This window comes from Limnobacter sp. SAORIC-580, from assembly GCF_013004065.1.
Lineage (GTDB): Bacteria > Pseudomonadota > Gammaproteobacteria > Burkholderiales > Burkholderiaceae_B > Limnobacter > Limnobacter profundi.
The window spans coordinates 2,602,794-2,628,428 of the sequence record NZ_CP053084.1; the positions used below are offsets into that span (position 1 = coordinate 2,602,794).

The following is a 25,635-nucleotide window of genomic DNA, read 5'->3' on the forward strand; positions in this document are numbered from 1 at the left end:
CGGGGCTTAAGGACAACAACATGAGTGAACATTTTGATGGTGGCCCGCCCCTGTTGACCGAGGTAATTGAATCGGGTTTGCGGGAAATTGAACAATCCACGGGTAACCGCCTGAGTGGCAACTTGAGCGACCCGCAAATTGAAATTTTGCGGGCGCAATTGCCTGAACTGTTCGAACGCGCCCTGCTACGGATCAAACCCCAGCTGATGCAAGAGTTTGAAAAAGTAGTGCTGGACGCGCTGAAAAAATAGTCAGGTTTTGAACACCTGCACAGACTGCGTCAAGCTGCCTGCCAAGTCTGAAATTTGCTGAGCCACATACTTGTTTTGCGCAATGGCCGCTGTGTTTTCTTCGGTCATTTGCGCAACACGCTCCACGTTGCGGCTAATTTCAACACTCACATTGCTTTGCTCTTTCATCGACACGGTAATGGCCTGAATGGCCTCATTCACGCGGTCCGCATTGGCCTTGATCTGGTCAATGGTTCCCGACACCGAGTCTGCCTGTTCAATGCCCTGCTTCACCATACCCACCGAATCTTCCATGGACTTGGAAGCCTGCTGGGTAATGCTCTGAATCTGGAACACCATGGTTGAAATGCGCTCAGACGAGCCCTTCGTTTGCTCAGCCAGTTTGCGTACTTCATCGGCAACCACTGCAAAACCACGACCGCTTTCACCTGCACGTGCCGCCTCAATGGCCGCATTCAAGGCCAACAAGTTGGTGCGGTCGGCAATGTCGGTGATGGTTGAAATAATCTCGGAAATTTCATTGGACTGCTGCTCAAGCGAGCGCACTGTGCTGGCACTGCCTTGCACCGAGCTGGCAATTTTCCGAATGCCGTCCACCACCTGGCCCAAAGTGACGCTGCCTTGATCGGCAGACTGCTTGGCCTGCATGGCTGTGTGTGAAGCATCGTTGGAGTTCTCAGTGATCTGGCTAATCGACACAGTCAATTGCTCGACTGCCGCAGCCATGGACGACGTGGCATCCGCCTGCTCAGAAGCCGCCTTGTTCATTTCATCGGACGAAGTACGCACGGCACTTGCACTCTCAGTCAACGAGGCAGTGGAACCACGAATACCCTCAATCAAACCACGCAAATTGGTTTGTGCCTTGCCCAGTGCAAGCAACAGCCCGTCGACTTCGTCTTTGCCCTGCACCTGAATATTGCTGTTCAGCTTGCCTTCGGCCAAAGCATTGATGTGAATTGTCGCAGTGCCTAACTTGCGTTTAAACAAACGGGAAATCAGGAAATTCAAGGTTAAACCAGTGAACAGGGCAAACAAGGTAATGGCCACAGTAATCCAAATGGATTGCTGGTAAACACCCTGGCTGGCCTCTTGGCGCTGCTTCAGCAAGCGGTATTCTTCTGCCTCCACTTTGGCCAAAGCCTGACGCATTTTGTCCATCAATGGTTTGCCCGGAGTGGAATCCACCAAGGCATTGAAGTCTTCCGGGGCCATATTGCCCTCGATGACCAAACGCTTGGCATCGATCAACGGATCAATGACGGAGTTCAGCCAAGTTCGGTAATGTGCGTTGAACAAGCGCAACTCCTCGGTGACAACCGGATTGTGGACTGTCAACTCAGAAGCCTTGTCAAGGTGTTTGCGAACCTGCTCTTTGCCGTCGTTGTACGGGGTCAGGTAAGCCTCATCACCACGCAGTAAAAATCCGCGTTCGCCGGTTTCAATATTCAACAGATTCTCGCGAACACCCAGCACATTCTCGATCACCTCGTGGGTGAATTCGTTTTTGGCATTGGCATCCATGATCCGCTTACTGTTAAACACACCCAGGCCACCGACTACCACGCCCAGCGCGATCACCGTGACCAAGCTGGCACTGAATTTGGCACTAATGGAACTCAACATGAGACACCCCTCTTTGAACTGTCATTGATTTACAACATACCGTTGTATTTCTAAAAAAGCCTCACTCGAACAGGGCTATTTGAAGACAGCCACCCAGTCGGACGTATGAACATTGTGCAGTAAGGGGGGACACCTGAAATTGGGGAATAAAGGGGCTTTCCTGCCCCAGACCAAACAACTCAAAGCCGGCAGGGCACCCGCAAACGCTATAATGTCGGGCTAAGCCTTTGTTGACGTTGTTCATTTTCAAGTACCACTGCCATGACCCTTGCCAAAAGTTTCGACCCGAATGCCATTGAATCCCACTGGGGCCCTGAATGGGAGCGCCAAGGCCACGCCAAGGCCACAACAGAGGAAGGCAAACCCGACTTTTGCATTCAACTCCCACCACCGAATGTGACTGGTACGTTGCACATGGGCCATGCATTCAACCAAACCATCATGGACGGGCTGACACGCTATTACCGCATGCGGGGTCACAACACCCTGTGGCAACCAGGCACTGACCACGCAGGCATTGCCACGCAAATTGTGGTTGAACGCCAACTGGCCGCCAAGAACATTACCCGCCACGATTTGGGCCGCGAAAAATTCGTGGAGAAAATTTGGGAATGGAAAAACGAAAGCGGCAGCAAAATTACCGAGCAAATGCGCCGCATGGGTGCCAGCGTAGATTGGCAGCGCGAGTACTTCACCATGGACCCGGCCCTGTCCAAATCGGTCACCGAGGTCTTTGTTCGCCTGTTTGAGCAAGGCCTGATTTACCGCGGCAAGCGCTTGGTGAACTGGGACCCGGTTTTGAAAACTGCCGTTTCTGACCTGGAAGTGGAAAGCGTTGAAACCGAAGGCCACCTGTGGGAACTGAAGTACCCACTGGTTGAAGCTGACCCCGTGAAAGGCTTGACCCACTTGACAGTGGCCACCACCCGCCCGGAAACCATGCTGGGTGATTCTGCCGTGATGGTTCACCCCGACGATGAACGCTACCAGCACCTGATTGGCAAGAAAGTAAAGCTGCCCTTGTGCGACCGCGAGTTGACGATTATTGCCGACGAGTACGTGGACAGCAGCTTCGGTACGGGCGTGGTGAAGGTAACACCCGCACACGACTTCAACGACTATGCCGTGGGCCAGCGCCACAAGCTTGAGCTGATCAATATCCTGACGCTGGATGCAACGATTAACGAGCAAGCACCTGCCAAGTACGTGGGCATGGATCGTTTTGTCGCCCGCAAGCAAATTGTGGCTGACCTGGAAGAACAAGGCCTGCTGGGCGAAATCAAGCCCCACAAGCTGATGGTTCCCAAGGGCGACCGCACGGGCGTGGTAATTGAACCCATGTTGACTGACCAGTGGTTTGTGGCCATGACCAAAGTGGCCGAGGGTGATGCCACCGGAAAAAGCATTACCCAAAAAGCGATCGACGCAGTTGAACAGGGCCAGGTTAAGTTTGTGCCCGAACAATGGGTGAACACCTACAACCAGTGGCTGAACAACATTCAAGACTGGTGTATTTCCCGCCAGTTGTGGTGGGGCCACCAAATCCCGGCTTGGTATGGCGAGAACGGCGAAGTGTTTGTAGCCCGCACGGAAGCGGATGCACGCAGCAAGGCTGCCGCAATCGGCTACAACGGCGAACTAAAGCGCGACGACGATGTGCTGGACACCTGGTTCAGCTCCGCTCTGGTGCCTTTCAGCACCTTGGGCTGGCCCGACGAAACACCAGAGCTGAAACACTTCCTGCCTTCCTCCGTGTTGGTGACTGGCTTTGACATCATTTTCTTCTGGGTTGCCCGAATGATCATGATGACCACCCACTTCACCGGCCAGGTGCCCTTCCACACCGTGTATGTGCATGGTTTGGTGCGAGACGCCGAGGGCAAGAAAATGAGTAAGTCGGTGGGCAACACGTTGGACCCGGTCGATTTGATTGATGGTTGCAGCCTTGATACGCTTTTGGTGAAACGCACCACTGGATTGAGCAAGCCGCAAGACGCACCGAAGATCGAGAAAAAAACCCGCAAGGAATTCCCCGAAGGTATTCCGGCCTACGGCGCAGATGCACTGCGCTTTACCTTCGCAAGCCTGGCCACCTTGGGCCGCAACATCAACTTTGACCAGAAGCGCTGCGACGGTTACCGCAACTTCTGCAACAAGCTGTGGAACGCCACCCGCTTTGTGTTGATGAACACGGAAGGGCAAGATTGTGGTTTGAGCGACCACGATGCAGACGCCTGCACGCCAGGTGGCTACCTTGATTTTTCTCAAGCGGACCGCTGGATCACAAGCACCTTGCAACGCGTTGAAGCGGATGTGGCACAAGGTTTTGAGACCTACCGATTCGACTTGATTGCGCAAAGCATTTACCAGTTTGTGTGGGACGAATACTGCGACTGGTACCTTGAAATCGCCAAGGTGCAAATTGCCAATGGCACACCCGCACAGCAACGCGCCACACGCCGCACACTGGTGCGGGTGCTGGAAACAATTTTGCGCCTGGCCCATCCCATTATTCCGTTCATCACCGAAGAACTCTGGCAAACGGTCAGCGTGGTCGCAGGGCGCAGGGAAGAAGGCGTGCAAGCCAGCTTGATGACCCAAGCCTACCCGGTCAGCGTGCCTTCCCGCATTGATGAAAAAGCAGAAAGCTTTGTGCTCCAACTGAAAGCCACCGTAGATGCCATTCGCGCATTGCGCAGCGAAATGGGCTTGGGCCCGGCAGACAAAGTACCGCTGATTGCCAGTTGTGAAGGCAATGCAGAGCAACGCGCCTTTCTTGAAAAAACTGGCCCGGTGTTGGCTGCCTTGGCCAAACTCAGCAAAGTGGACGTGGTTGATTCACTGCCCGCAGACTCCATGGCACCCGTACAAATTGTTGGCGAACTGAAATTGATGCTGCACATTGAAATTGATGTGCAAGCCGAGCGTGCCCGCATTGGCAAAGAAGCAGAAAAAATTCGTATTGAGATTGCCAAGTGCAATGGCAAACTGGGCAACGCCAGCTTTGTAGACCGTGCACCCGCAGCAGTGGTGGATCAGGAAAAAGCCAGGCTGGCCGAATTCAGCGCTTTGCTTGAAAAGCTGGAGAGCCAGCTGAACAAGTTGAAATAGGCACAAAAAAAGAGCACCGAAATGAACCATTCGGTGCTCTTTTTTTTCACAATCGCTGGGTAATCAACAACCCGCAGTGCACCTGCCCTTGCCATCAAAACTCATGGTTTTGTCACTCAACGGCACGTACACAGGCACCTTGCTGGCCTTCATGAATTGCTCGGTTTTTGTACCCGCAATTACCTTGCCATTCTGGGTGGCCACTTCATTGGCATGGCTCGCAATGACAGCTTTGGGCTCTACCAACTCATTCACCACATAAGCCGCTTCCCGCGGACCAGTGGTGAAGGTGTCACCGATGTTCATCACAGCCAATTGCGGCTTGTAGTATTCACCCACCACTTCTTTTTGTTCGCCAGTGATACCCGTGTCGCCACTCAGATACACCGTTAAACCATTGCTGAACTTGACCACGTAGCCAGTGGCGGGGCCAGCATAGGCCGTAATCCCTGTTTCTTTGAGCATATCGCCCAATCGTTGCCCAACAAAATCACCCGCAATGCCGTTGCTGTGCGCAGCAGGCACGGTGGTAATGCCCACACCGTTGATGGTTTGCATTGCTCCGAAACGAACCAGTACCGAGTTTTTCTCGTCACCGCCGGCTTGTTTCAATTTGGCGGCAAAGAAGGAAGGCATTTCACTGCCAGTCACAATTTTTGCACCGGTTTTTACAGCAATGTTCACACTGTTGGAGTTGGGCAAAGCACTGGCGGAAATATCGGGTTTGTCACAGCTGCCCGCATTGGGAGCCGGGTTGTGCCGGTCGCCCAAGTGGTCACCGTGCATGTGGCTTACCAACACCACATCAATTTTTCCCAAGCGGGGGTCTTCAGCACCCGCCACTGTGCGGCCAGCGTCGTACAAAATCCGGGTGCCATTCGGATCTTCGAAAATCATGGCGCGGTCAAAGCGACAAAACTCGCCCTGCTGGCCACCCAAAGGGGTCACTTTGACCAAGCCTTGCGCTGGGGCCTGCGCCTGAGCAGCGAGGGGAAGCATACACAACAGGGGAATTACACGAAGGAGGGAAGGAATTGTCATACTGCGACCTGCTTGAATCTTGGTTAATACACGTCGAACACCTTGCTCAGCAGACCCATTTCACCTGCTTTTTCTAGCTCGGCTTTGACCTTGGCATATTCATAAATTAAATCAGCTGCACCGAGCCCAAGGGACTTCCAGGGGCGATACAAGCGATGATCAAGAAGTGTATACGCAATAGACTCGCCACTCAACGCCGATTGTGGCCGGGTGCCCAAGCCCACCATAGACCACTTTTCAAACATCAGCTCTTCGGTGGTCTCAGACACCAGCAGACGAATGTCAGAGTGCCGGGGGTCTTTCACTATCTTTTTATAGACTGAGCTCACCGCTTCCCGGGGGCCTTCAAGGCACTGCATAAACTCCATGCCATTGCACAACAGCAGGCCCTCGATACCCAGATTTCGGTTGTTTTGAGACGCCTGCTCACACAATTGCTCAAAGGCCAGGCGATCAAAGCCCGGCACTTGAACCGATGTGTAAATTAGTCTCAGCATACAATTCCCGGAATTTGTGTATGACAATCATATGACGCCCGTGGCCTAATCTAACTAACCAGAACGGGGTAGTCAATTTGGACGAGAATAAACCTTTGCGGTCTTGTGCATGCGGTTTCTTCCCAAAAACTGGATCCAGTCCTCGCTGTTTTGTGGCAAAGGACTCGCCTTGCTTTGATAAGCCGTGGGGTTTTGGCTGGGCTGTGTGGCCAAGCTGGCCTGCATCAACTGCACGCTTTGTTCCAGACAAGCCTGCAGGCCAGTTTTGGTTTTCGCCAGCTCTACACAAAGCTCATCGGGACACATCCGCACCACACCAAGCTTCAACAGCGGCTTTCTCGGAAAGTCTTTCAAGTTCCAGGTGAGCAAACCGACGGGTTGTTGCAATTGGTGCCGCAGAGCCAAGGCCGATGCAGCAACATGGCGGTCCTTTTCATCTACCTGCCGAACATCAGCCAGATAAGGTTCGTGGTTTTGCGGCAACAGCACTGCCTGTAAACGGCTGGGTAAGGCGTGGCGCTCCTGGTCCGCATCGTCGGCATGTAAACGCCCCAAGCGAACCAAATTTCGGTAACACTCGTTTTCGATGTGGGGAGTCCAATACAAGGTGGCCTGCCTGCGCTCAGCCAGCGCAACCATCAGCCAACGGGTCCATTCAGAGAACAGCACATTGGCGTCAAGCAACCAATGTTGTGGCACCTCGGGCTTGCCGAGAACAACGCTCACCAGGTGCCGGCCGGTTTAACGGCGCTTCATGTAGAAAACGAATGAGCCAGACTGGTCAGCCTGCTCTACCAATTCGTTGCCGGTCTGTTTGGCAAACATGGCGAAATCGCGCACCGAGCCTGGGTCGGTGGAAGTCACTTTGAGCACCTGGCCGCTCTGCATTTCTGCCAAAGCCTTCTTGGTTCTCAAAATGGGCAGCGGGCAGTTCAATCCGCTGGCGTCGACTTCACGGTCAAAATTCATGTCTCTTACTCCTGTTTGTTTCTCGCTCACTCCTCTTGAGTTCGCTTGTGAGCTTACTTGTGATTTTTCACTATTTTAATTCAATCCAGTTGACAGGCAGCTGACGGGCGCTTAGCCAATCGGCCATGGCCAAACCAGTGCCCATGCGCCAGGGGCGCAATTCAGCGGGTTCTACCAGCTTGTAGTCGGCCAGTTCTTCCGACAAGTTAATGTTGCCCACCGCCTTGATGTGATAACAAATAATCACTTCATTTTTCATCGGAAAGGGATACACCCCAATCAAGCTGCTTTCAACTGCATCCAGATTGGTTTCTTCTTTCAGTTCGCGAATGGCACCTTGCTCAGGTGTTTCATTGCGTTCCAGAAACCCGGTAATGAGCGCGTAAAAATGTGCGGGCCACGCCACATTGCGGGCCAGCAGCACCTTGCCCTCGTACTCCACCAATGCAGCCACCACCGGCACTGGGTTGCCCCACTGCACGAAGCCACAAGCACCGCACGCCATGCGGGGCTGACCAGAATGCTGCAACTCGTGCAGCTTTGTGGCACACATGGGACAGTACTGATAAATGGCTTTGCTCATGGTGCGTCCCGGTCTGATTGATTATTTATTTTTAACCCAATCCACAACACTGGCCAATGCCGCATCCAGATTCTCCGGCTGTGTGCCGCCGGCTTGCGCCATGTCGGGTCGACCACCGCCTTTACCACCCACTTGTTGGGCAACAAAGTTGACCAGGTCACCTGCTTTAACCTTGGCGGTTGCCTCTTTGCTGACCGAGGCAATCAAACTGACCTTGCCTTCCAGCACCGTGGCCAATACCAAAGCGGCATTGCCCAATTTATCGCGCAGTTTGTCAGCGGCTTCACGCAGCTGTTTCACATCTGCACCTTCCAGTTTGGCAGCCAGCACTTTCACACCGTCCACATCCACGGCCTGCCCAGCCAGGTCATCGCCTTGACTGGCCGCCAGTTTGCTTTTCAAGCGGTCCAGCTCTTTTTCCAGGTTTTTCACCTGGTCCATGATCTGGCCAATTTTGGCAGTTGCCTCGGCAGCGGGCACACGCAGACTTTGCGCAATTGCATCCACCTGGGCTTGCGCCTTCTGGGCAAATTCCATCGCCCCCAAACCAGTGGTGGCTTCTACACGGCGAATGCCTGCGGCCACGCCGCTTTCGCTGGTAATTTTGAACAAGCCAATATCGCCGGTGCGCTGCACGTGAGTGCCACCACACAATTCGCGAGAAGAACCAATGTCGAGCACACGCACGGTGTCGCCATACTTCTCGCCAAACAACATCATGGCGCCGGCGCTCTTGGCGCTTTCAATGTCCATGATGCGGGCTTGCGTTTCCGCGTTGGCCAGAATTTCTTCGTTCACAATTCGCTCAACCTGGGCAATTTGCTCGGGCGTCATGGCGCTGTGGTGTGCAAAGTCGAAGCGGGTTTTTTCTGCGTCCACCAGCGAACCCTTTTGGCTCACATGGTCGCCCAGCACTTCGCGCAGCGCTTTGTGCATCAAGTGGGTGGCGCTGTGGTTGCGAATGGTGCGGTTGCGCTGGTAGTGGTCAACCTGTGCGCCTACTGCATCGCCCACTTTCAATTCACCAGTCACCAATTCGCCATGGTGGCCAAACACATTGGCTTGAATTTTTTGTGTGTCCAATACGCGGAACAAATTCAGGCAAGCTGCGCCACTTGAAATTTCGCCCTGATCGCCCACCTGGCCACCACTTTCGGCATAGAAAGGGGTTTGGTCCAACACAACAACGCCCTGCTGCCCGGCAGTGATGCTGTTCACCGAGGTGCCGTTCACATAAATGGCGGTGATGGTGGCGTTGGCCACTTCAAGCGCATCGTAGCCCTTGAATTCAGTAGCCACGCCGCTGTAGGCCAGGTCAGCGTCCATCTTGAACTTGCCTGCTGCGCGGGCCTGCTGCTTTTGCTTGTTCATGGCCGCGTCAAACGCAGCTTCATCCACACTCATTTCGCGTTCTCGACACACGTCGGCGGTCAAGTCCAGCGGGAAGCCGTAGGTGTCGTGCAATTTAAATGCCGTTTCACCATCGAGCATGCCACCCTTGGGCAACGCACCCAGGGCGGAATCCAGAATGGCCATGCCGTTTTCAATGGTCTCGAAGAAGCGTTCTTCTTCGGCCTTCAAAATGCTTTGCACCTGTGCGGCCGCTTTGGCCAATTCAGGGTAGGCTTCGCCCATTTCTGCCACCAAATCACCAACCAAGGCGTTGAAGAATGGCTTGCGGCAACCCAGCTTGTAGCCATGGCGAATGGCGCGGCGAATGATTCGGCGCAGCACATAGCCGCGACCCTCGTTACCGGGAATAACGCCATCCACCACCAAAAATGAACAGGCGCGAATGTGGTCGGCAATTACCCGCAGTGAATTGTTGGTCAAATCAACCGCGTTGCCCTGCGCAGTCACTTCTCGCGCGGCCGCTTTAATCAAAGTTTGGAACAGGTCAATTTCGTAGTTGCTGTGCACATGCTGCAGCACTGCAGCAATACGTTCCAGGCCCATGCCGGTGTCAACGCAGGGCTTGGGCAGCGGGTGCAACACACCGTCGGCGCTGCGGTCAAACTGCATGAACACCAGGTTCCACACTTCAATGTATCGGTCACCATCTTCTTCAGGGCTTCCGGGTGGACCACCCCACACTTCGGGGCCATGGTCGTAGAAAATTTCGGTGCAAGGGCCGCAAGGGCCGGTGTCGGCCATTTGCCAAAAATTGTCGGAAGCGTAACGCGCGCCCTTGTTGTCGCCGATGCGAATAATGCGCTCGGCGGGCACACCCACTTGCTTGTTCCAGATGCTGTAGGCTTCGTCATCTTCCTGATACACCGTGACGTACAGGCGTTCAGGCGGCAGCTTGTAAACCGTGGTCAACAATTCCCAGGCGTACTGAATGGCGTTTTCCTTGAAGTAATCGCCAAAGCTGAAGTTGCCCAGCATTTCAAAAAAGGTGTGATGGCGGGCCGTGTAACCCACGTTTTCAAGGTCGTTGTGCTTGCCGCCCGCGCGAACTGAACGCTGGCTGGAAGTAGCCCGTGTGTATGGGCGTTTGTCTTTGCCGGTGAACACGTCTTTGAACTGCACCATGCCACTGTTGGTGAACAACAGGGTGGGGTCGTTGCCCGGCACCAGGCTGCTGGAAGCCACCTTGGTGTGGCCTTTGCTGGCAAAGAAATCAAGAAACTTTTCGCGAATGTCAGCGACTTTCATGTTGGGGCTACCTTCCTGAGTAAAGCGGCATGCGGTTTTTGGTTTAACCCTCGATTATAAGGTCATTCGATCCGTAAAAAGCCCTTTTACACCCAAGGCTTGCAGCGTTTTCGCCTGTTCCGCGTCGTTCACGGTATAAACCCGAACCAGCCGCCCTGTGGTGTGTATGCGGCGCAAAGCAGTGGGCTCCGCCCCGCTCCAGTGCAAATGAATGGCACTGGCCTGCAGCGCATCGGCATGCAGCGCCCAGTGGTCGGGCAACTGCTCGTACAACAAGGCAAGGTCATAACCTTTCAGTGGCAACAGGCTTGCATGGTAGAAACTGGAAAACACCCAGTTCTCGCAAATGTGGTGCTGTTGATCGGCAGGCAATTCTTCAACTGCGACCTTCACCGCCCGCCCCAAGGCAATCGCGTTGGCTGGGTGGGTGGCTTTCAGTTCCACATTGGCGCGCATGCCATGCTCTAAGCAGAACTGAATGGTTTGGGCGAGGCTGGGTATGGGCTCGCCCTGCACCGAGTAATGCCGAAGGTCGCGAGCACGAAGACTGTCAAAACGGGTTAGCGGATCGGTGGCCGCCATGGCGGGGTCAACAGACCGGGCGCAACGCCCCATTACCCAGTCGTGGTGAATCATGGGCACGCCATCGGCCGTCAACATCACATCAAACTCCACGGCTTTAAATCCGGAATTTAATGCAATCTCAAAACCTTTCAGCGTGTTTTCAAGCTCGCCTTTTCCGCTGCCGCGATGCGCCCAAAGTTGCATTTTCTGTCATCCACGTATTGTTAATCCTTGACCTAGACCTAGCTTGGTCAAAGTAAATTTATTTACTTTTTAAAGGGTTATCCCGGAACTTCAACGGTTTTAATGCAGTCCCTTCTGGTGTTAAGGTAAAAGGATAGTCCATTTAACAGGGAGGGCAATGTCTGCGTTCTGGCAAAACACAATTAGCCAAGCGATACGTTTGCGACGAGAGTTACACAGCGAGCCTGAACTAAGCTGGCATGAAACACGCACCGCTCAAAAAATAAGAACAACGCTCAGCGAACTGAATATTAGCTGGTCCCCATGCGCGGGCACCGGCACCTTGGCGCGCCTGAATACTTCGGCCACTGCATTCAGTGCGCGCCACATTGCCTTGCGCGGCGATATTGACGCCTTGCCCATTGAAGAACAAACCGGCAAAACCTGGGCCTCCCGCCAATTGGGTTGCATGCATGCCTGCGGGCATGACGGCCACACTGCCGCCCTACTGGCCACAGCCAGATACTTGAAAAGTATTGAACACACATTGCCAGGGCCAATCACCCTGATATTCCAACCCGCCGAAGAAGGTGGGCACGGTGCGCTGCGCATGATTGAGGACAGCGCACTGGAAGGCATTGATGAAATTTACGGTTGGCACAATTGGCCTGCCATACCTGAAGGCCAACTGGTTTGCCCTGACGGGATTGTGATGTGCGGTAACGGTACATTCGAAATTACCGTAAACGGCCAGGGCGGCCACGCCAGCCAGCCTGAATTGTGCCGCGACCCTGTGTTGGCGGGCAGTGCCATGGTGCAGGCCTTGCAACAGGTAGTGGCGCGCAGGCTTGCGCCCCAACAAACCGCTGTGCTTAGTGTTACCTCATTTAACGCACCCAGCGGGCCCACGGTTATCCCTCAACAAGCTGTACTGGGTGGCAGCATTCGTGTGCCCAACTCCACCACCCGAGAGCAAATTAACGCCTTGATTGTTGAAGTGGTGGAGAACACCGCCCACGCCTATGGCGTAAGCGCCGAAGTCACCATTGAACCGCGCTACAACGCCACCATCAACCATGCCGCGCAGGCAGGCAAGTTAAGGGCCGCTTGGCGTGCGGTGATGGGCGACGCGGCCTTTGATGTTGCCACACCCGTGCCAATTATGGCCTCGGAAGATTTCAGCTATTACCTGCAGGAAATTCCAGGGGCTTTTGCCCTGGTGGGCGCAGGCAAAAAGGGGGAAGAACCCGTTCCCTGCCACAGCCCTTTCTACGACTTCAACGACGCCTTGATTGAACCGGTTGCCCGCCTTTACGCGCACCTGGCTGGCGCGCCCGACCCAACACACAACAACAAGGAGTGATGTGAATGAACATGCAAACTTTTGAGCGACGAGAAAGCGATGTGCGCGGCTATAGCCGCACCTATCCAGTGGTGTTTGACAAGGCATTGAACGCCCGACAAACCGATGAAAACGGCAAAGAGTACATCGACTTTTTTGCAGGTGCCGGTGTGCTGAACTTTGGGCACAACAACGAGCGCATGCAAAAAGCAGTGGTGGATTACATTCAATCCAACGGTGTCACCCACAGCCTGGACATGGCCACAGTGGCCAAGCGTGCCTTTATTGAAAAATTCGAAGAGGTTGTGCTCAAGCCCCGGAACATGCCGCACAAAATGCAGTTCATGGGACCCACAGGCACCAACTCCGTCGAGGCGGCTTTAAAAATTGCACGACGCGTCACGGGCCGACAACAAATTGTGTCCTTTTCGCATGGCTTTCACGGAATGACTCTGGGTTCGCTGGCTTGCACCGCCAATGCGTATTTCCGTGGCGCTGCGGGTGTACCTTTGCAACATGTGACCCACCAAGCCTTTGGCTGCGAAACGCCCTGCAAAGGTTGCACTTTGGGCTGCGGTGAAGAAAGCATTGAACGCATGCGCGCCTTGTATGCCGACACATCCAGCGGCGTGGCACCACCCGCCGCATTCTTGATTGAAACCATTCAGGCTGAGGGTGGTGTGAAGGTGGCCAGCGCCAAGTGGCTTCAAGCACTCCAACAACTTGCGCATGAATTGGGTGCCCTGTTGATTGTGGACGACATTCAAGTGGGCTGCGGCCGCACAGGCAGCTATTTCAGTTTTGATGAACTGGGCATTGACCCCGACATTGTGTGCCTGGCCAAAGGCATCGGCGGCTGGGGCACACCCATGGCGCTGAATTTGGTGAAGCCTGAAATTGACAAGCACTGGGCGCCGGGGGAACACACCGGCACCTTCCGCGGACAAAACCTGTCGTTTGTGGCCGGTCGTGAAGCGCTCACCTACTTCGAAAACGATGAACTCATGACCGAGGTGAAGCGCAAGGCAAAGGTGATGCACGCGGCCATGCAAAGTGTGGTGCACCGTCACCCACAACTGGAGCTGACCGGCAAGGGCATGATTCTGGGATTGAACGTGGGCAGCACCGAGACTTCGAAAGCCATTGTGAACCAGTGTTTCGAGAACGGCCTGATGATTGCAAGCTGCGGCACTGGCGGGCGAGTCATCAAACTGATTCCACCGTTGACCATTCCTGACAGCGACTTGGAAGAAGGCCTGAACACCTTGATCAAGGCGGTGAACCGCGTGATGGAGGCCGCATGAAAAAACGTGATGACATGACCTTTCCTTTCGAGGAATACGAGCGGCGCATCGCGGAATTGCGCATGCGTATTGCCCAGCGCAGGCTGGATGCGGTGGTGATCACCGATCCTGAAAACATCATGTACCTGACCGACTATCAAACAACGGGGTACTCATTTTTTCAGGCACTGGTGGTACCGCTTGAAGACGAGCCGTTCATGATTACCCGTGCACTGGAAGAATCGAATGTGTTTGCGCGCACTTGGGTAGAACAATCGCGCCCCTACCCCGACACTGGCGATGCCATTCAAATGTTGCTGGATGCACTGCGTGAATTCAGGCTGGATGACAAACGAATTGGCTACGAGAGAAACAGTTATTTTTTCCCGGCCTACCAGCAAGACTTTGTCCACACCCGCTTGAGCAAAGGCAAACTGCTGGACTGCTTCGGCATTGTTGAACAAGGCCGCTTGCGCAAATCGCCGGTTGAAATTGAGCTCATGAGAAAAGCCGCAACTGCAACGGAAGCGGGCATGAAAGCGGGCCTGGAGGCCTGTGTTCCCGGCGCCACCGAAAATGACATTGGCGCTGCCATTTCGTCGGCCATGTTCAAGGCTGGTGGAGAGCCACCCGCCGTGATGCCTTACGTCACCAGCGGACCACGCACCATGATAGGCCACGCCACCTGGGAAGGCCGTGTGGTGAAACCCGGCGAACACGTATTTCTGGAAGTGGGTGGATGCTACAGACGCTACCACACCGCCATGATGCGCACTGCAGTGCTGGGTGAACTCAGCGACTCCATGTACAAAGCGCAAGAGACCATGAAGCATGCGCTGGATGCCGTTCATGAGTATTTTCAACCGGGCATGACCGTGTCGGATGCCGACAACCTGGTGCGCAATATCATTACCCACAACGATGTGGGCGCTCGGCTGATTACCCGCTCAGGGTATTCAATCGGCATTGCATTCCCACCCAGCTGGGATGAAGGCTACATCATGAGTTTGAAGCAGGGCGAATCGTCCATCCTTGAAGAGGGCATGACCTTTCACATCATTCCGTGGATGTGGGGTGTGGATGGTGACAAAACCTGCGGCATCTCCGACACCATCATCATTACAAAAAACGGTTGCGAATCATTTTTTTCGCTCGACCGCGATTTCACCGTGAAACCTGAAAAAAACGTTCACACGCTCAGTGCAGTGAACACCACACCCGGCAAGAAAAAAGCGGCCACTGACACAAATACGCAGGAGGACCAAGCTGTATGACCACTGCCATGCTCACATCAACCAACCCATTCACCGGCGAAAAAATCAGCGAGCATCTTGCCCTGCAAGGTGAACAAATCAGCGCACAAATTGGCATTGCTGCTGCAGCCTTTCCTGCGTGGTCCTCGAAATCATTTACTGAGCGCGGCAAAGTGCTTCATGCAGTGGCTGCCCAATTGCGCAAACACAAAAGCAGGCTGGCTGAACTAATGGCACTTGAAATGGGCAAACCCGTGAAAGAAGGTGGCCCGGAAGTAGAAAAAGCCGCCAGCTGTTGCGAGTACTATGCTGAGCATGCCAGCAGGCATTTGGCCGACGAATGGATCGCATCCGATGCATCGGAAAGCTATGTGAAGTACCAGCCATTGGGCACCTTGTTAGGCATATTGCCCTGGAATGCACCAGCCTGGCTGGCCTTTCGCTACCTGGCCCCGGCACTGATGGCGGGCAATACCTGCGTCATGAAGCACGACCCGAACGTACCGGCCACGGCGCAGGCATTGGCCAACTTGTTTCAGGAGGCGGGTGCGCCTGCTGGCGTGGTGGTGAATTTGCCGCTGCGCACCGAGCATGTGGAACAAGCCATTCGCGACCCGCGCATTGTGGCGGTCAGCTTTACAGGCTCAAGCGCGGCAGGTCGAAAAGTTGCAACCACCGCCGCATCGGAGCTCAAACCTGCGGTGCTTGAACTTGGGGGCTCTGACCCCTGTATTGTACTGGCCGATGCCGACCTGGAACGCGCAGCCGATGTGGTGGTGTTGTCACGCATCATCAATGCCGGTCAAAGCTGTATTGCGGCCAAACGCATATTGATTGAAGCGAAGGTTTATGAAGAATTCACCACCTTGCTCAAGGTGCGGCTGGCCAAACTGAAAATGGGCAACCCGCTGGAATCTACAACCGACATTGGCCCCATTGCCCGCCAGGACCTGCGCGATAACCTTCATCGCCAGGTGCAGCAAACCATTGAACAAGGTGCAAAGTGCCTGCTGGGCGGTCAGCTTCCCGATGCGCCTGGCTACCACTATCCCCCTACTTTGCTGGCCGATATGCAGCCCGGCATGTGTGCATTTGAGGAAGAAACCTTTGGTCCGGTCATGGCAGTGATGAAAATAGAAAATATTGATGAAGCACTGGCAGTGGCCAACAACACAAACTACGGTTTGGGCTCTAGTATATGGACAGCCAGCACCAGCAAAGCCATGCGCGCAGTCCATGAACTGCAGGCCGGACAGGTGGCAGTCAATGGCATTGTAAAAACCGACCCCCGACTGCCCAGTGGTGGCATCAAGCAATCGGGTTACGGCCGCGAGCTTGGGCCACACGGCATTCGCGAGTTTGTTAACGCCAAGCAGGTCTGGATTAAATAGAGGCAGTCGAGGAGACAAACCAAAAATGATCAAAGTCAGTGTGATGTACCCCAATGCGCAAGGCGTCAGCTTTGACCACGATTACTACAAAACCACCCACATGCCGCTGGTGAAAAGCAAAATGGGCAAAGCCCTGCACCATTACACGGTCGACAAAGGCCTGGCCGGTGGCGCTGGGGACGCGCCGGCATTTGTGGCCATGGGACATTTGCTGGTGGATTCAGTCGAGGCATTTCAGGCCGCTTTCGGCCCCCATGCGCAAGAAATCATGGCAGACATTCCCAACTACACCAATTCCAGCCCGGTGATTGTGATCAGTGAAGTGACGGTTGAGAAAGGCTAAACAGCCTTGGGAAACTTCGCGATGATTCGGTCGAACTGACTGGCGAAGGTTTTTCGGTCCGCCTGGCTGTAAGCGGGTGGGCCGCCTGTATCAATGCCGCTTGCCCGCATGGTGTCCATGAAATCGCGCATCGTGTGAAGGGCTTTGATATTTTCTGCGGTGAACATTTCCCCACGCGGGCTTAAAACCTGCGCCCCTTTGTCCACCAATTGGGCAGCCAGGGGAATGTCGCTGGTAATCACCAAATTCCCGGCCTCAACGCGGCGTACAATTTCATCATCGGCCTCATCAAAACCACGGGGCACTTGCAACAGCTTGATGAACTTCGAGGGTGGCGTACGAATGTACTGATTGGCCACCAAGGTGGTTTCAATGCCAGTTCGATCGGCCGCACGAAAAATGATTTCCTTCACTGCAACAGGGCAAGCGTCGGCGTCAACCCAGATTTTCATCATTTGACCACGCAAAAATGCAACAAGCTCCGATCGTATCAAATCGCAAAACCTAGGGATGATCCGAAGCGCAATACCGGTTCTATTCCGATACAGTTCTCTCAAGAACTAAAACTTTTCAGGTGGTCAATATGGGTTTCAAAGTTGCTTTTCTGGGTTTGGGCGTTATGGGATACCCCATGGCAGGTCATTTGGCCAAAGCAGGCCACGAGGTGACTGTGTACAACCGCAGCTCGGCCAAAGCGGAAAAGTGGGTTTCACAGCACGGCGGCAAAATGGCCACAACGCCCGAAAAAGCCGCGACAGGCCAGGACTTTGTTTTCGCCTGCGTGGGCAACGACGACGACTTGCGCCAAATTTGCACGGGCATCAATGGCGCTTTCCACGGCATGAAGCCAGGCGCGGTGTTCATCGACCACACCACAGCCAGTGCAAAAATTGCCCGCGAACTGTTTGAACATGCGAAAGACGCAGGTTTCGGTTTCATCGATGCTCCAGTGTCTGGTGGTCAGGCTGGTGCAGAAAATGGCCAGTTGACTGTGATGTGCGGGGGAACTCATGCAGACTTTGAACAGTCGAAGAACGTAATTGCTGCTTTCGCCAAGGCTGTTACCTTGATGGGTGAATCGGGCAGCGGTCAGCTGACAAAAATGGTAAACCAGGTGTGTATTGCCGGTTTGCTGCAAGGTTTGTCAGAAGCACTGAAGTTCGGCATGAATGCTGGGCTTGATGTCAACAAAGCACTTGAAGTGATCGGCAAAGGTGCCGCACAAAGCTGGCAAATGGACAACCGTGGCAAAACCATGGTGGAGGGAAAATTCGATTTCGGTTTCGCAGTAGACTGGATGCGCAAAGACCTAAGCCTGGTGCTTGAAGAAGCACGCCGCAATGGTTCTCAGCTGCCAGTGACCGCACTGGTTGACCAGTTTTATGCCGAGGTACAGGGCATGGGCGGCCAGCGCTGGGACACCTCGAGCCTCATCAAACGTTTGTAAAAGCGCGCGCCAGCCTTGAGCCGAACGCGCGCTTTATTGGAACGATCACCCACGGCTTGGGGCGTGGGTTTGGCGCTCTTGGGCGCCATCTTTTTTTCTGGCAAAGCGATTGTGGTGAAGCTGGCGTATGCCTACCCGGTTGACGCATCCACCCTGCTGGCCATGCGCATGCTGTTGTCGCTACCGCTGTTTCTGGGCGCGCTCATCTTCACCGTGTTGCGAGAAAAAAATGCCGCAAAAATGACAGCCAAAGATTATGGCTTGATTACCTTGGCAGGCCTGCTGGGCTACTACCTCGCCAGTCTGTTTGATTTCATGGGCTTGCAATACATCACGGCCGGGCTTGAACGGCTGATCTTGTTCACCTATCCCTCCATCGTGTTGCTGATTGCCTGCATCATCAAACACCAGTGGCCCCAACCCTGGCAGCTTGTGTGCATGGCGCTTAGCTACGTGGGGCTGGCAGTGGTATATGGCCATGAAACCGTACTGGTGGGCGACAACACGGCCCTGGGCGTGGTGCTGGTTTTTGTATCTGCCATTTGCTATGCCAGTTACTTGATTGTGGGCGAAAGGTTGCTTAAGCGACTGGGCACCATACGCGTTACCGCCATGGCCACCCTGGTTTCCGCAGCAGCCATACTGATACAAATCAACTTGCAGCAGCCATTGAGCATCATTGTTGAACAACCTTTGCCCGTGTGGGGCTGGTCGCTCGTGAATGCGGTGTTTTGCACCTTTGTACCAGTATTCGCCGTAATGACTGCCATCAGCTTGATCGGCGCACCACGTGTGTCGCAACTGGGCATGATTGGCCCCATCGCCACGATTGCGCTGGGCACCTGGATTTTAGAAGAACCATTTACCGTTTGGCATGCTGTGGGGACCGCACTTGTAATTGCAGGTGTAGCCTTACTCAGCATGAAAAAAGAAGCAAAAGAAGGAGCGATGACATGAGTACTACACCTGCAAAAATTGTTCGTTTTTACAACCCCGGTGCACCCGATGTATTGAAAATGGAAGACATCGAAGTGGGTCCACCCAAAGCCGGTGAAGTGCAGATTGAACACAAAGCAATTGGCCTGAATTACATCGAAGTGTATTGGCGCACTGGCGTTTACCCACAACCCCTGCCCTGCTGCCCCGGCACCGAAGGTGCAGGCATTGTGCGTGCAGTTGGAGAAGGCGTAACTGACCTTAAAGTGGGCGACCGCGTGGCCTATGGCTCCGGCCCGGTGGGTTCGTATACCACCGTGCGCAACATGCCGGCACACCCGCTTGTAAAAATTCCGGACAGCATTGATTTTGAAACCGCCGCCGCCATGATGCTGAAAGGCTTCACAGCGCAGTACCTGCTGCGCCGCGTGTACAAAGTACAGGCAGGTGAAACCATCTTGTTCCATGCCGCTGCGGGTGGCGTGGGCACCATTGCTACCCAGTGGGCAAAGTCGCTGGGCGTGCGAGTCATCGGCACTGTTTCCACTCGAGAGAAAGCGGAGTTGGCCAAAGCCAATGGTTGCGCCGAAGTGATTATTACCAGCGAAGAAAATATCGTCGATCGCGTGAAAGAACTGACCGATGGCAAGGGAGTGCCGGTGGTGTACGACAGCGTGGGAAAAGCAACCTTTGTTGATTCCTTGAATTGCCTGAAACCGCGCGGCATGATGGTCAGCTTTGGCAATGCCAGTGGCAAAGTAGACCCAGTGCCATTGCAATGGCTGGCCGAGCGCGGTTCATTGGTGCTGACCCGCCCCACGGTTGCATCGTTTACCGTAGACAAGGCCGAAATGCTTGAAAGCGCAGCCGAAATGTTTGGCGTTGTGGCCAGCGGGGCTGTGAAAATTCAAATCAATCAGCGATACGCGCTGGCCGATGTGGTGAAAGCGCACACCGAACTTGAAGGACGACGCACCACAGGTTGCACCGTGCTGATTCCTTGATCGGATCTCTCTTTCTTGCTTGACTGCCGGTTAACTGCCCGATCGACTTGGGTTCCGATCTCTTGCCAGAAAACCTGTATTTCCCTTTTTGATATTCACCCTGACTCACCTCGCTCGGCAAAAGGGCGGGCCGAGTCTCGGTGCCGGCCCACGGCCGACCGTGGCGGGTGAATTCAAACGGGCAGGTTTTCTTGAAGGCGAGGCGATCGAAACACCGCCGCCGATTGGGCACCAAACACAGCTGCGAGTTGCGTGGTGGTGGCGAAGCGCCGCACGGGAGTGGCTGGGAGCTGAATTTGCAATGAGCGCACTCTGCGGGTTTAAGCCAACTCGGCAGTGGGATTGCTTGGGGCGCACTTCAAGAAAACCGCCCCGTTTGAGTGGATTCGCAGCGGTCGGCTTCATGCCGACACCGAGACTCGGCCGTCTGTTTTGCCGAGCGAGGTGAGCAAGAATCCATTCAACAAGGGATCAAGCGGTTTTCAGTGCGACACAAGGAACCCATGCCGAGTTGGCAAGAAACCAGCAATAAACCGCAGCGGTGACCCTTCAAGTTCAGCTCCCAAGTCACCTACAGCGCCACATGCCCAGTCTGCTGCGCAGGCTGCAGTGACGTATCTTTGGTTGAAGATGCAGTCCGAGAATTGGCAGTTTTCACGGTATAAAGTTTCAGCTGAACACCATGCTGCTGTTCAGCCTCCCGCACTCGGCCAATAAAGTGGCGAGACACAACCTGACCTTTTGACAACCACATAAACCCGTCCGGCCCCTCAAAATCACGAGCCAACACCAACCCCTCGCACAGGTCTTCACCATGCAAAATCTTCTCATTGGCCTTCTCGGCCGCTTTCAGTTTTACAAGGGCAGTGGGTAAAACTGCAATCACCTTGGGGTCGTAACGCTTGCCAGCGGCCCCCACCAAAAATGCCTGGGCCTGAACCTCATCAAATGCTTTGGAGGCAAGCCAACCTTGTTGCAATTCATCGTAGTCCTCTGCCACTGCCAGAATTCGCGCACCCAGTGGAATGCCCTCGCCCTCCAACCCATCAGGAAAGCCCTGGCCATCATAGCGCTCATGGTGGTGTCGAATAATTTCGGACACATGCACCATTTCCGACAAACCATGAAAGGCGGCCTGAGCCTTCATCGGGTGTTTCATCAAGGCCACGCGTGCATCGCCCTTCAACTCCACCACAGGCTTGAACAAGGTGTCGTCACTCAAACCCAACTTGCCAATGTCGTGTAACAGCGAAGCCACATAAATATCCTGCAAAGCAGAATCGCTGGCATGAAGTTCTTTGGCAATCAAACGCGCCAATTCAGCGACTCGCAAGCCATGGGCAGCCAGTTGTGGCGAACGCAACTCCATCAAATTGGAAAACGACTTCACTGCTGCCAGGTACTGCATGCGCATCTCGCGCTGAATTTGCTCCAGCATCAGTTGCATCTGGTGGGTTTCGGCACGCTGAGACTCAAGCTGATGACTCAAGCTTGAGTTTGCACCCTGCAAACTTTCAACTTCCTTGCTTAACTTGTCAGCATTGCCTTGGAACTCCGCCAACTGGCGCTCTAGTTCCTTGATCAACTGCTTGTCATCGGTGGCTTGTTCAACAGACATGGTGCGGGTTCCCTTGCGAATGCGGTGCATTCTCCTCGAATGGAATAACGGCAGGCCTTTCAGGAATCTGAAACCCTTTCCCCCTCTAAATGGGGGGTGCAGTTTACTGAATCTGAAATGACCAATTGTCAGTATTAATTTGTAGAACCAATCGAGTCACAAAGACCCTGGGAAGACGAGACATGAGACACGCCCTACTTGGCACCTTGGTGCTGTGTGCAGCCCTGGCCGCTTGCAATTCCGATTCGAACACCACCGCCGGAAATACCGATGGGCGCACCACACCCAACGAAGTCGAGGCGGTGCCCACGGCATTCAATATTGCAAATCAATGTGTCGCAATACAGTCTCTCGCCAACAACAAATTTGTGGCGTTGCGCAGCGATGGTAGCTACGGCGTCACCGAGGCCACTGCGGTGAACGCAGCGCCCTTTTTCCTCAAGCCCACGGCTTTGGGAAAGTACATGATTTACAACCGCGACGATGCCATGATGCAGGCCGTGGGCAATTCGGCAGGCACCCCGGTGGGCAGCAGCACCGCCTTTTCCGACTCAATTGAATGGGCAGTTCAGGAAGATGAAAAAGGTCGCGGTGGTTTTTCCCTGACCAACACGGGCAATACCATGAAGCTGGCCCTTCTGGGTTTCAGCAATGGCCTGGGTACTGTGGAAAGCGCAGGCAACAGTGAAGAAACCCTTTTTCAGTTTGTAAAAGCCACGGGCTGTGCCGAGTTTCCTGAAATTTCCACCAACACCGAAGGCCGCACCTTTGCTGGCGCCGGTTTGAACCGCGCTGTGAAAGGTTTTGCTGATGTGCACAACCACATCACTGCCACCACCTTTTTGGGTGGCGCACACCATGGTACGCCCCACCACCGGTTTGGTGTAACACAGGCGCTGGGTAGTTGCGAGGCAAACCATGGCCCAATGGGCCGGCTTGATTTGGTCGACAACCTGTTCAAGTTTTCACCACAAGCCAGCCACGATACCGAGGGCTGGCCCACCTTCCGCAGCTGGCCTGCGGCCGACGCGCTTACCCATGAAGGCTTGTATTACAAATGGCTGGAACGAGCCTGGCAAGCCGGCTTGCGTATTTTCGTGACCAACCTGGTGGAAAACGAAACCCTGTGTAATTTGGTGAAAGTGAGCAAAGGCAGGCCCCTTGCAAACTGCAATGAAATGGAAAGCGCAGTTACCCAGATTGAGTATGTCAAACAGCTTGAAAGCTACATTGACGCCCAGGAAGGTGGCCCTGGGAAAGGCTGGTTCCGCATCGTGACCAGCCCTGCTGAAGCCCGCAAAGTAATTAACGAGGGCAAGCTGGCGGTGGTGTTGGGTATTGAAATTTCACACCTGTTCAACTGCGGCATCAAACTGGGACAAAACCTGTGTGATGAAGCAGAAATTGACAAGCAACTGGATCGCCTTCACGCACTGGGTGTGCGGCAAATGTTCCCCATTCACGAATTTGACAACGCATTTGGCGGCAACGGCATTTTCGATGGTGCAGTGCTGAACGTGGGCAACTTTCTGGATACCGGTGCTTTCTGGCAAACCTACGATTGCCCCGGTGGCGACAACAATTACGCCGATTACATTTTGCGTCAGCCCGGCGCGGTCATGACTTCAGCGCCCGGTTTGGGCAACGACCCTTTGACGCAGGCACTGATTGCCAACAACCCGGGCGTGGCCCCAATCTACCCCACGGGTGAAAACCAGCGCCAGTGTAATCGCCGCGGCCTGACCGAACTGGGCAAATACGCCTTTAAACGATTGATGGAAAAAGGCATCATCATTGAAGTGGACCACATGGAATTGAGCATCAAGGGCGATCTGATCGAGATGGCCGATCGCCAGCAACCCAAGTACCCACTCGTTTCTACCCACGGTGCACACGGCGGCATTACCAGGGAACAGGGTCGCAAAATTCTGGCGGCGGGCGGCATTATTTATCCCTACCAAGGCAATGCGCAAAGCTGGACTGAGGACCTGAAAGTAATCGCCCCGCTGAAAAGCCAACAGTTTGATTTCGCCATGGGTTTTGGTGCCGACACCAACGGCCTTGGTGCCCAGGCAGGCCCGCGGGGCGCTGACCGCCCACAAATTACTTACCCGTTCACACTGTTCCAGGGACCCGATTGGGCCGGTGTATTCAATACCAATGTAAGCCCAGTGAAATTTGACAAGCAAACCAGTGGCGAGCGCGTGTTTGATGCCAATACTGAAGGACAGGCCCACTACGGGCTAAAAGCGGACTGGGTCGAAGAATTGCGCCTCGAGGGTGGCAACGAGGCATTGAAGGCACTCTACAATTCAGCCGAGGTGTATATTCAAATGTGGGAAAGAACTACAGCGAAACGACCTCAAATCAATCCATGAACAAACGCGCACTTGTTTACCTCGGCCTGGCCAGCGCCACGCTGGCCGGGGCTTACCTTTACGTCCAATCATTGCCCACTGAAAACGCACATGCCCCTGCTGCGCAAGGCGATGCCGCACAGGCACTGGAGTCTTTGTCCATCATCGACGGCAGCCTGACAACGGGTTCCTACAGTGCAACCGTTCGCCAAGGGCAGCGTATTCAGTTTTTGGTCCACAGCAATCAAACCGATTCCCTGATTGTTGAAGGGCTGGATGCACGCGTGCCACTTCCAGGCAATCAAACCACATTGGTCAGTATTGCGGCCAATGCGCCGGGCACACACGCCATCGAGCTTGATATTTCTGGCACCACCATCGGCAGCATCGAAGTCACGCCATGACTTTGGTGTTGCTGCTCAGCCTTGCAGCATTCATCACCTCCAGCATCACGGCTGCCACGGGAATTGGTGGTGGCGTGGTGTTGCTGGCACTGATGGCGCAACTGGTACCGCCCGCCATACTGATTCCCCTGCACGGCGCAGCCCAACTCATGTCCAACACCAACCGTGTGTTGGTGCAACGCAAGTTCATCAATTGGGCCTACATCAAGCCCTTTCTGCTGGGTTCTGTTGTTGGCGGGGCATTGATCACACCGCTGGCCCTGTATATGCCAGTGCCCGTGGGGCAAGTGCTGCTGGGCCTGTTCATTGTGCTGGCCACCTGGAAAAGCGCTTGGTTGCGCCTTGCACACTGGCCGCCCGCAGCTTCGGGTGGAATTACCACCGGCCTTAGCCTGGTGCTGGGGGCTACCGGCCCATTGGTGATGTCGGTGCTGCCAAAATCTGCCTGGGAAAGGCAAGTGGTGGTGGGCACGCATGGCATGGCCATGGTGATTCAACACGGCATCAAGGTAATTGCATTTTCCAGCCTGAACGTGAGCCTGTTAGAGTACTGGCCGCTGTTGTTGGGCATTGGCCTGGCCACACTGGCGGGCAACCTGATGGGTGCCAGGCTACTGACACGTGTGCCCGAGGAAAAATTCACGCTCATCCTGAATTGGCTGCTAACCGCATTGGCCCTTCGTTTGGTCTACCAAGGCATCAGCGCGCTTATAACAGCCGGCAACTAACCATTTCGGGTTCCCATTCAACAGGGATACCAAGCGATCAATTGTG

Annotated in this window: 24 protein-coding genes; 13 read left to right on the forward strand and 11 right to left on the reverse strand. The window is 54.4% G+C overall.

Going from position 1 to position 25,635, the window contains the following annotated elements:
- Positions 1-20: 20 nt before the first annotated feature.
- Entirely contained in the window at positions 21-251 is a 231-nt protein-coding gene (locus HKT17_RS12210) for a hypothetical protein (RefSeq protein WP_105027157.1), read from the forward strand.
- On the opposite strand, the gene HKT17_RS12215 is transcribed toward HKT17_RS12210, so the two are convergent.
- A complete protein-coding gene (locus tag HKT17_RS12215; RefSeq protein WP_171100389.1) occupies positions 252-1,877 on the reverse strand; it encodes a methyl-accepting chemotaxis protein in 1,626 nt (541 codons plus the stop codon).
- Positions 1,878-2,138: 261 nt separating this feature from the next.
- Between HKT17_RS12215 and HKT17_RS12220 the strand changes: the two genes are divergently transcribed.
- Positions 2,139-4,988, forward strand: coding sequence for a valine--tRNA ligase (locus HKT17_RS12220; protein WP_171100392.1), 2,850 nt, complete (start codon positions 2,139-2,141; stop codon positions 4,986-4,988).
- A 63-nt stretch (positions 4,989-5,051) separates the two neighbouring features.
- Here HKT17_RS12220 and HKT17_RS12225 read toward each other — a convergent pair whose 3' ends face one another.
- From HKT17_RS12225 to HKT17_RS12255, 7 genes are all read right to left on the reverse strand, one after another.
- Positions 5,052-5,987 (reverse strand): MBL fold metallo-hydrolase, encoded by a 936-nt coding sequence (locus HKT17_RS12225; RefSeq protein WP_240965804.1) that lies wholly within the window; start codon positions 5,985-5,987, stop codon positions 5,052-5,054.
- 65 nt (positions 5,988-6,052) lie between these two features.
- The gene (locus tag HKT17_RS12230) at positions 6,053-6,526 is read right to left on the reverse strand and encodes a BLUF domain-containing protein (RefSeq protein WP_171100397.1); all 474 of its coding nucleotides are present in this window, start codon (positions 6,524-6,526) and stop codon (positions 6,053-6,055) included.
- 72 nt (positions 6,527-6,598) lie between these two features.
- Positions 6,599-7,252, reverse strand: coding sequence for a PIN domain-containing protein (locus HKT17_RS12235; protein ID WP_171100399.1), 654 nt, complete (start codon positions 7,250-7,252; stop codon positions 6,599-6,601).
- A gap of 15 nt (positions 7,253-7,267) precedes the next feature.
- A complete protein-coding gene (locus HKT17_RS12240) occupies positions 7,268-7,495 on the reverse strand; it encodes a sulfurtransferase TusA family protein (protein ID WP_008252019.1) in 228 nt (75 codons plus the stop codon).
- 70 nt (positions 7,496-7,565) lie between these two features.
- Positions 7,566-8,078, reverse strand: coding sequence for an NUDIX domain-containing protein (locus tag HKT17_RS12245; protein WP_240965805.1), 513 nt, complete (start codon positions 8,076-8,078; stop codon positions 7,566-7,568).
- Between the two features lie 21 nt (positions 8,079-8,099).
- Positions 8,100-10,736, reverse strand: a complete 2,637-nt coding sequence (gene alaS / locus HKT17_RS12250) for an alanine--tRNA ligase (protein ID WP_171100401.1) — start codon at positions 10,734-10,736, stop codon at positions 8,100-8,102.
- A gap of 54 nt (positions 10,737-10,790) precedes the next feature.
- The gene (locus HKT17_RS12255; RefSeq protein WP_171100403.1) at positions 10,791-11,504 is read right to left on the reverse strand and encodes a glycerophosphodiester phosphodiesterase; all 714 of its coding nucleotides are present in this window, start codon (positions 11,502-11,504) and stop codon (positions 10,791-10,793) included.
- Positions 11,505-11,661: 157 nt separating this feature from the next.
- On the opposite strand from HKT17_RS12255, the gene doeB2 reads away from it, so the two are divergent.
- The 5 genes from doeB2 to HKT17_RS12280 are packed head-to-tail and all read left to right on the forward strand — an operon-like array spanning position 11,662 to position 17,095.
- Positions 11,662-12,846, forward strand: a complete 1,185-nt coding sequence (gene doeB2, locus HKT17_RS12260; RefSeq protein WP_171100406.1) for a N(2)-acetyl-L-2,4-diaminobutanoate deacetylase DoeB2 — start codon at positions 11,662-11,664, stop codon at positions 12,844-12,846.
- A 5-nt stretch (positions 12,847-12,851) separates the two neighbouring features.
- Positions 12,852-14,129, forward strand: coding sequence for an aspartate aminotransferase family protein (locus HKT17_RS12265; RefSeq protein WP_240965806.1), 1,278 nt, complete (start codon positions 12,852-12,854; stop codon positions 14,127-14,129).
- Entirely contained in the window at positions 14,126-15,382 is a 1,257-nt protein-coding gene (gene doeA, locus HKT17_RS12270) for an ectoine hydrolase (protein ID WP_171100408.1), read from the forward strand. The genes HKT17_RS12265 and doeA overlap by 4 nt, the downstream gene beginning before the upstream one ends.
- Positions 15,379-16,752 (forward strand): NAD-dependent succinate-semialdehyde dehydrogenase, encoded by a 1,374-nt coding sequence (locus HKT17_RS12275; RefSeq protein ID WP_205882428.1) that lies wholly within the window; start codon positions 15,379-15,381, stop codon positions 16,750-16,752. Before doeA ends, HKT17_RS12275 begins: the two co-directional genes overlap by 4 nt.
- A 25-nt stretch (positions 16,753-16,777) precedes the next feature.
- Positions 16,778-17,095 carry an EthD family reductase gene (locus tag HKT17_RS12280; protein WP_171100410.1) on the forward strand — a complete coding sequence of 106 codons (318 nt, stop codon included), beginning with the start codon at positions 16,778-16,780 and terminating at the stop codon, positions 17,093-17,095.
- Here HKT17_RS12280 and HKT17_RS12285 read toward each other — a convergent pair.
- Complete coding sequence (locus HKT17_RS12285; RefSeq protein ID WP_008252002.1) at positions 17,092-17,547, reverse strand: YaiI/YqxD family protein; 456 nt, start codon at positions 17,545-17,547, stop codon at positions 17,092-17,094. The two genes, HKT17_RS12280 and HKT17_RS12285, sit on opposite strands and share 4 nt — an antisense overlap.
- Positions 17,548-17,678: 131 nt before the next feature.
- On the opposite strand from HKT17_RS12285, the gene HKT17_RS12290 reads away from it, so the two are divergent.
- Genes HKT17_RS12290 through HKT17_RS12300 form a run of 3 tightly spaced genes read left to right on the forward strand, consistent with a single transcriptional unit; the run spans position 17,679 to position 20,482 of the window.
- Positions 17,679-18,542 (forward strand): NAD(P)-dependent oxidoreductase, encoded by an 864-nt coding sequence (locus HKT17_RS12290; protein ID WP_171100412.1) that lies wholly within the window; start codon positions 17,679-17,681, stop codon positions 18,540-18,542.
- A 15-nt stretch (positions 18,543-18,557) separates the two neighbouring features.
- Positions 18,558-19,499 carry a DMT family transporter gene (locus tag HKT17_RS12295; RefSeq protein WP_205882429.1) on the forward strand — a complete coding sequence of 314 codons (942 nt, stop codon included), beginning with the start codon at positions 18,558-18,560 and terminating at the stop codon, positions 19,497-19,499.
- A complete protein-coding gene (locus HKT17_RS12300; RefSeq protein WP_171100416.1) occupies positions 19,496-20,482 on the forward strand; it encodes a quinone oxidoreductase family protein in 987 nt (328 codons plus the stop codon). Before HKT17_RS12295 ends, HKT17_RS12300 begins: the two co-directional genes overlap by 4 nt.
- Before the next feature lie 173 nt (positions 20,483-20,655).
- On the opposite strand, the gene HKT17_RS15700 is transcribed toward HKT17_RS12300, so the two are convergent.
- On the reverse strand, positions 20,656-20,784 hold the full coding sequence (locus HKT17_RS15700) for a hypothetical protein (protein WP_256367090.1): 129 nt from the start codon (positions 20,782-20,784) through the stop codon (positions 20,656-20,658).
- A 269-nt stretch (positions 20,785-21,053) separates the two neighbouring features.
- Positions 21,054-22,100, reverse strand: coding sequence for an HD-GYP domain-containing protein (locus HKT17_RS12305; protein WP_171100418.1), 1,047 nt, complete (start codon positions 22,098-22,100; stop codon positions 21,054-21,056).
- Positions 22,101-22,282: 182 nt separating this feature from the next.
- Between HKT17_RS12305 and HKT17_RS12310 the strand changes: the two genes are divergently transcribed.
- Genes HKT17_RS12310 through HKT17_RS12320 form a run of 3 tightly spaced genes read left to right on the forward strand, consistent with a single transcriptional unit; the run spans position 22,283 to position 25,589 of the window.
- Positions 22,283-24,478, forward strand: coding sequence for an amidohydrolase family protein (locus HKT17_RS12310; protein ID WP_171100420.1), 2,196 nt, complete (start codon positions 22,283-22,285; stop codon positions 24,476-24,478).
- Positions 24,475-24,861 carry a hypothetical protein gene (locus HKT17_RS12315; protein ID WP_171100422.1) on the forward strand — a complete coding sequence of 129 codons (387 nt, stop codon included), beginning with the start codon at positions 24,475-24,477 and terminating at the stop codon, positions 24,859-24,861. Before HKT17_RS12310 ends, HKT17_RS12315 begins: the two co-directional genes overlap by 4 nt.
- On the forward strand, positions 24,858-25,589 hold the full coding sequence (locus tag HKT17_RS12320; protein ID WP_171100424.1) for a sulfite exporter TauE/SafE family protein: 732 nt from the start codon (positions 24,858-24,860) through the stop codon (positions 25,587-25,589). The genes HKT17_RS12315 and HKT17_RS12320 overlap by 4 nt, the downstream gene beginning before the upstream one ends.
- Positions 25,590-25,635 lie beyond the last annotated feature (46 nt).

What these genes read in the sequence shown, in the direction of transcription:
- HKT17_RS12210 (WP_105027157.1), top strand. Translation starts at nt 21, where the DNA reads ATGAGTGAACATTTTGATGGTGGCCCGCCCCTGTTGACCGAGGTAATT.
- HKT17_RS12215 (WP_171100389.1), bottom strand. Translation starts at nt 1,877, where the DNA reads ATGTTGAGTTCCATTAGTGCCAAATTCAGTGCCAGCTTGGTCACGGTG.
- HKT17_RS12220 (WP_171100392.1), top strand. Translation starts at nt 2,139, where the DNA reads ATGACCCTTGCCAAAAGTTTCGACCCGAATGCCATTGAATCCCACTGG.
- HKT17_RS12225 (WP_240965804.1), bottom strand. Translation starts at nt 5,987, where the DNA reads ATGCTTCCCCTCGCTGCTCAGGCGCAGGCCCCAGCGCAAGGCTTGGTC.
- HKT17_RS12230 (WP_171100397.1), bottom strand. Translation starts at nt 6,526, where the DNA reads ATGCTGAGACTAATTTACACATCGGTTCAAGTGCCGGGCTTTGATCGC.
- HKT17_RS12240 (WP_008252019.1), bottom strand. Translation starts at nt 7,495, where the DNA reads ATGAATTTTGACCGTGAAGTCGACGCCAGCGGATTGAACTGCCCGCTG.
- HKT17_RS12245 (WP_240965805.1), bottom strand. Translation starts at nt 8,078, where the DNA reads ATGAGCAAAGCCATTTATCAGTACTGTCCCATGTGTGCCACAAAGCTG.
- alaS (WP_171100401.1), bottom strand. Translation starts at nt 10,736, where the DNA reads ATGAAAGTCGCTGACATTCGCGAAAAGTTTCTTGATTTCTTTGCCAGC.
- HKT17_RS12255 (WP_171100403.1), bottom strand. Translation starts at nt 11,504, where the DNA reads ATGCAACTTTGGGCGCATCGCGGCAGCGGAAAAGGCGAGCTTGAAAAC.
- doeB2 (WP_171100406.1), top strand. Translation starts at nt 11,662, where the DNA reads ATGTCTGCGTTCTGGCAAAACACAATTAGCCAAGCGATACGTTTGCGA.
- HKT17_RS12265 (WP_240965806.1), top strand. Translation starts at nt 12,852, where the DNA reads ATGAACATGCAAACTTTTGAGCGACGAGAAAGCGATGTGCGCGGCTAT.
- doeA (WP_171100408.1), top strand. Translation starts at nt 14,126, where the DNA reads ATGAAAAAACGTGATGACATGACCTTTCCTTTCGAGGAATACGAGCGG.
- HKT17_RS12275 (WP_205882428.1), top strand. Translation starts at nt 15,379, where the DNA reads ATGACCACTGCCATGCTCACATCAACCAACCCATTCACCGGCGAAAAA.
- HKT17_RS12280 (WP_171100410.1), top strand. Translation starts at nt 16,778, where the DNA reads ATGATCAAAGTCAGTGTGATGTACCCCAATGCGCAAGGCGTCAGCTTT.
- HKT17_RS12285 (WP_008252002.1), bottom strand. Translation starts at nt 17,547, where the DNA reads ATGAAAATCTGGGTTGACGCCGACGCTTGCCCTGTTGCAGTGAAGGAA.
- HKT17_RS12290 (WP_171100412.1), top strand. Translation starts at nt 17,679, where the DNA reads ATGGGTTTCAAAGTTGCTTTTCTGGGTTTGGGCGTTATGGGATACCCC.
- HKT17_RS12300 (WP_171100416.1), top strand. Translation starts at nt 19,496, where the DNA reads ATGAGTACTACACCTGCAAAAATTGTTCGTTTTTACAACCCCGGTGCA.
- HKT17_RS12305 (WP_171100418.1), bottom strand. Translation starts at nt 22,100, where the DNA reads ATGTCTGTTGAACAAGCCACCGATGACAAGCAGTTGATCAAGGAACTA.
- HKT17_RS12310 (WP_171100420.1), top strand. Translation starts at nt 22,283, where the DNA reads ATGAGACACGCCCTACTTGGCACCTTGGTGCTGTGTGCAGCCCTGGCC.
- HKT17_RS12315 (WP_171100422.1), top strand. Translation starts at nt 24,475, where the DNA reads ATGAACAAACGCGCACTTGTTTACCTCGGCCTGGCCAGCGCCACGCTG.
- HKT17_RS12320 (WP_171100424.1), top strand. Translation starts at nt 24,858, where the DNA reads ATGACTTTGGTGTTGCTGCTCAGCCTTGCAGCATTCATCACCTCCAGC.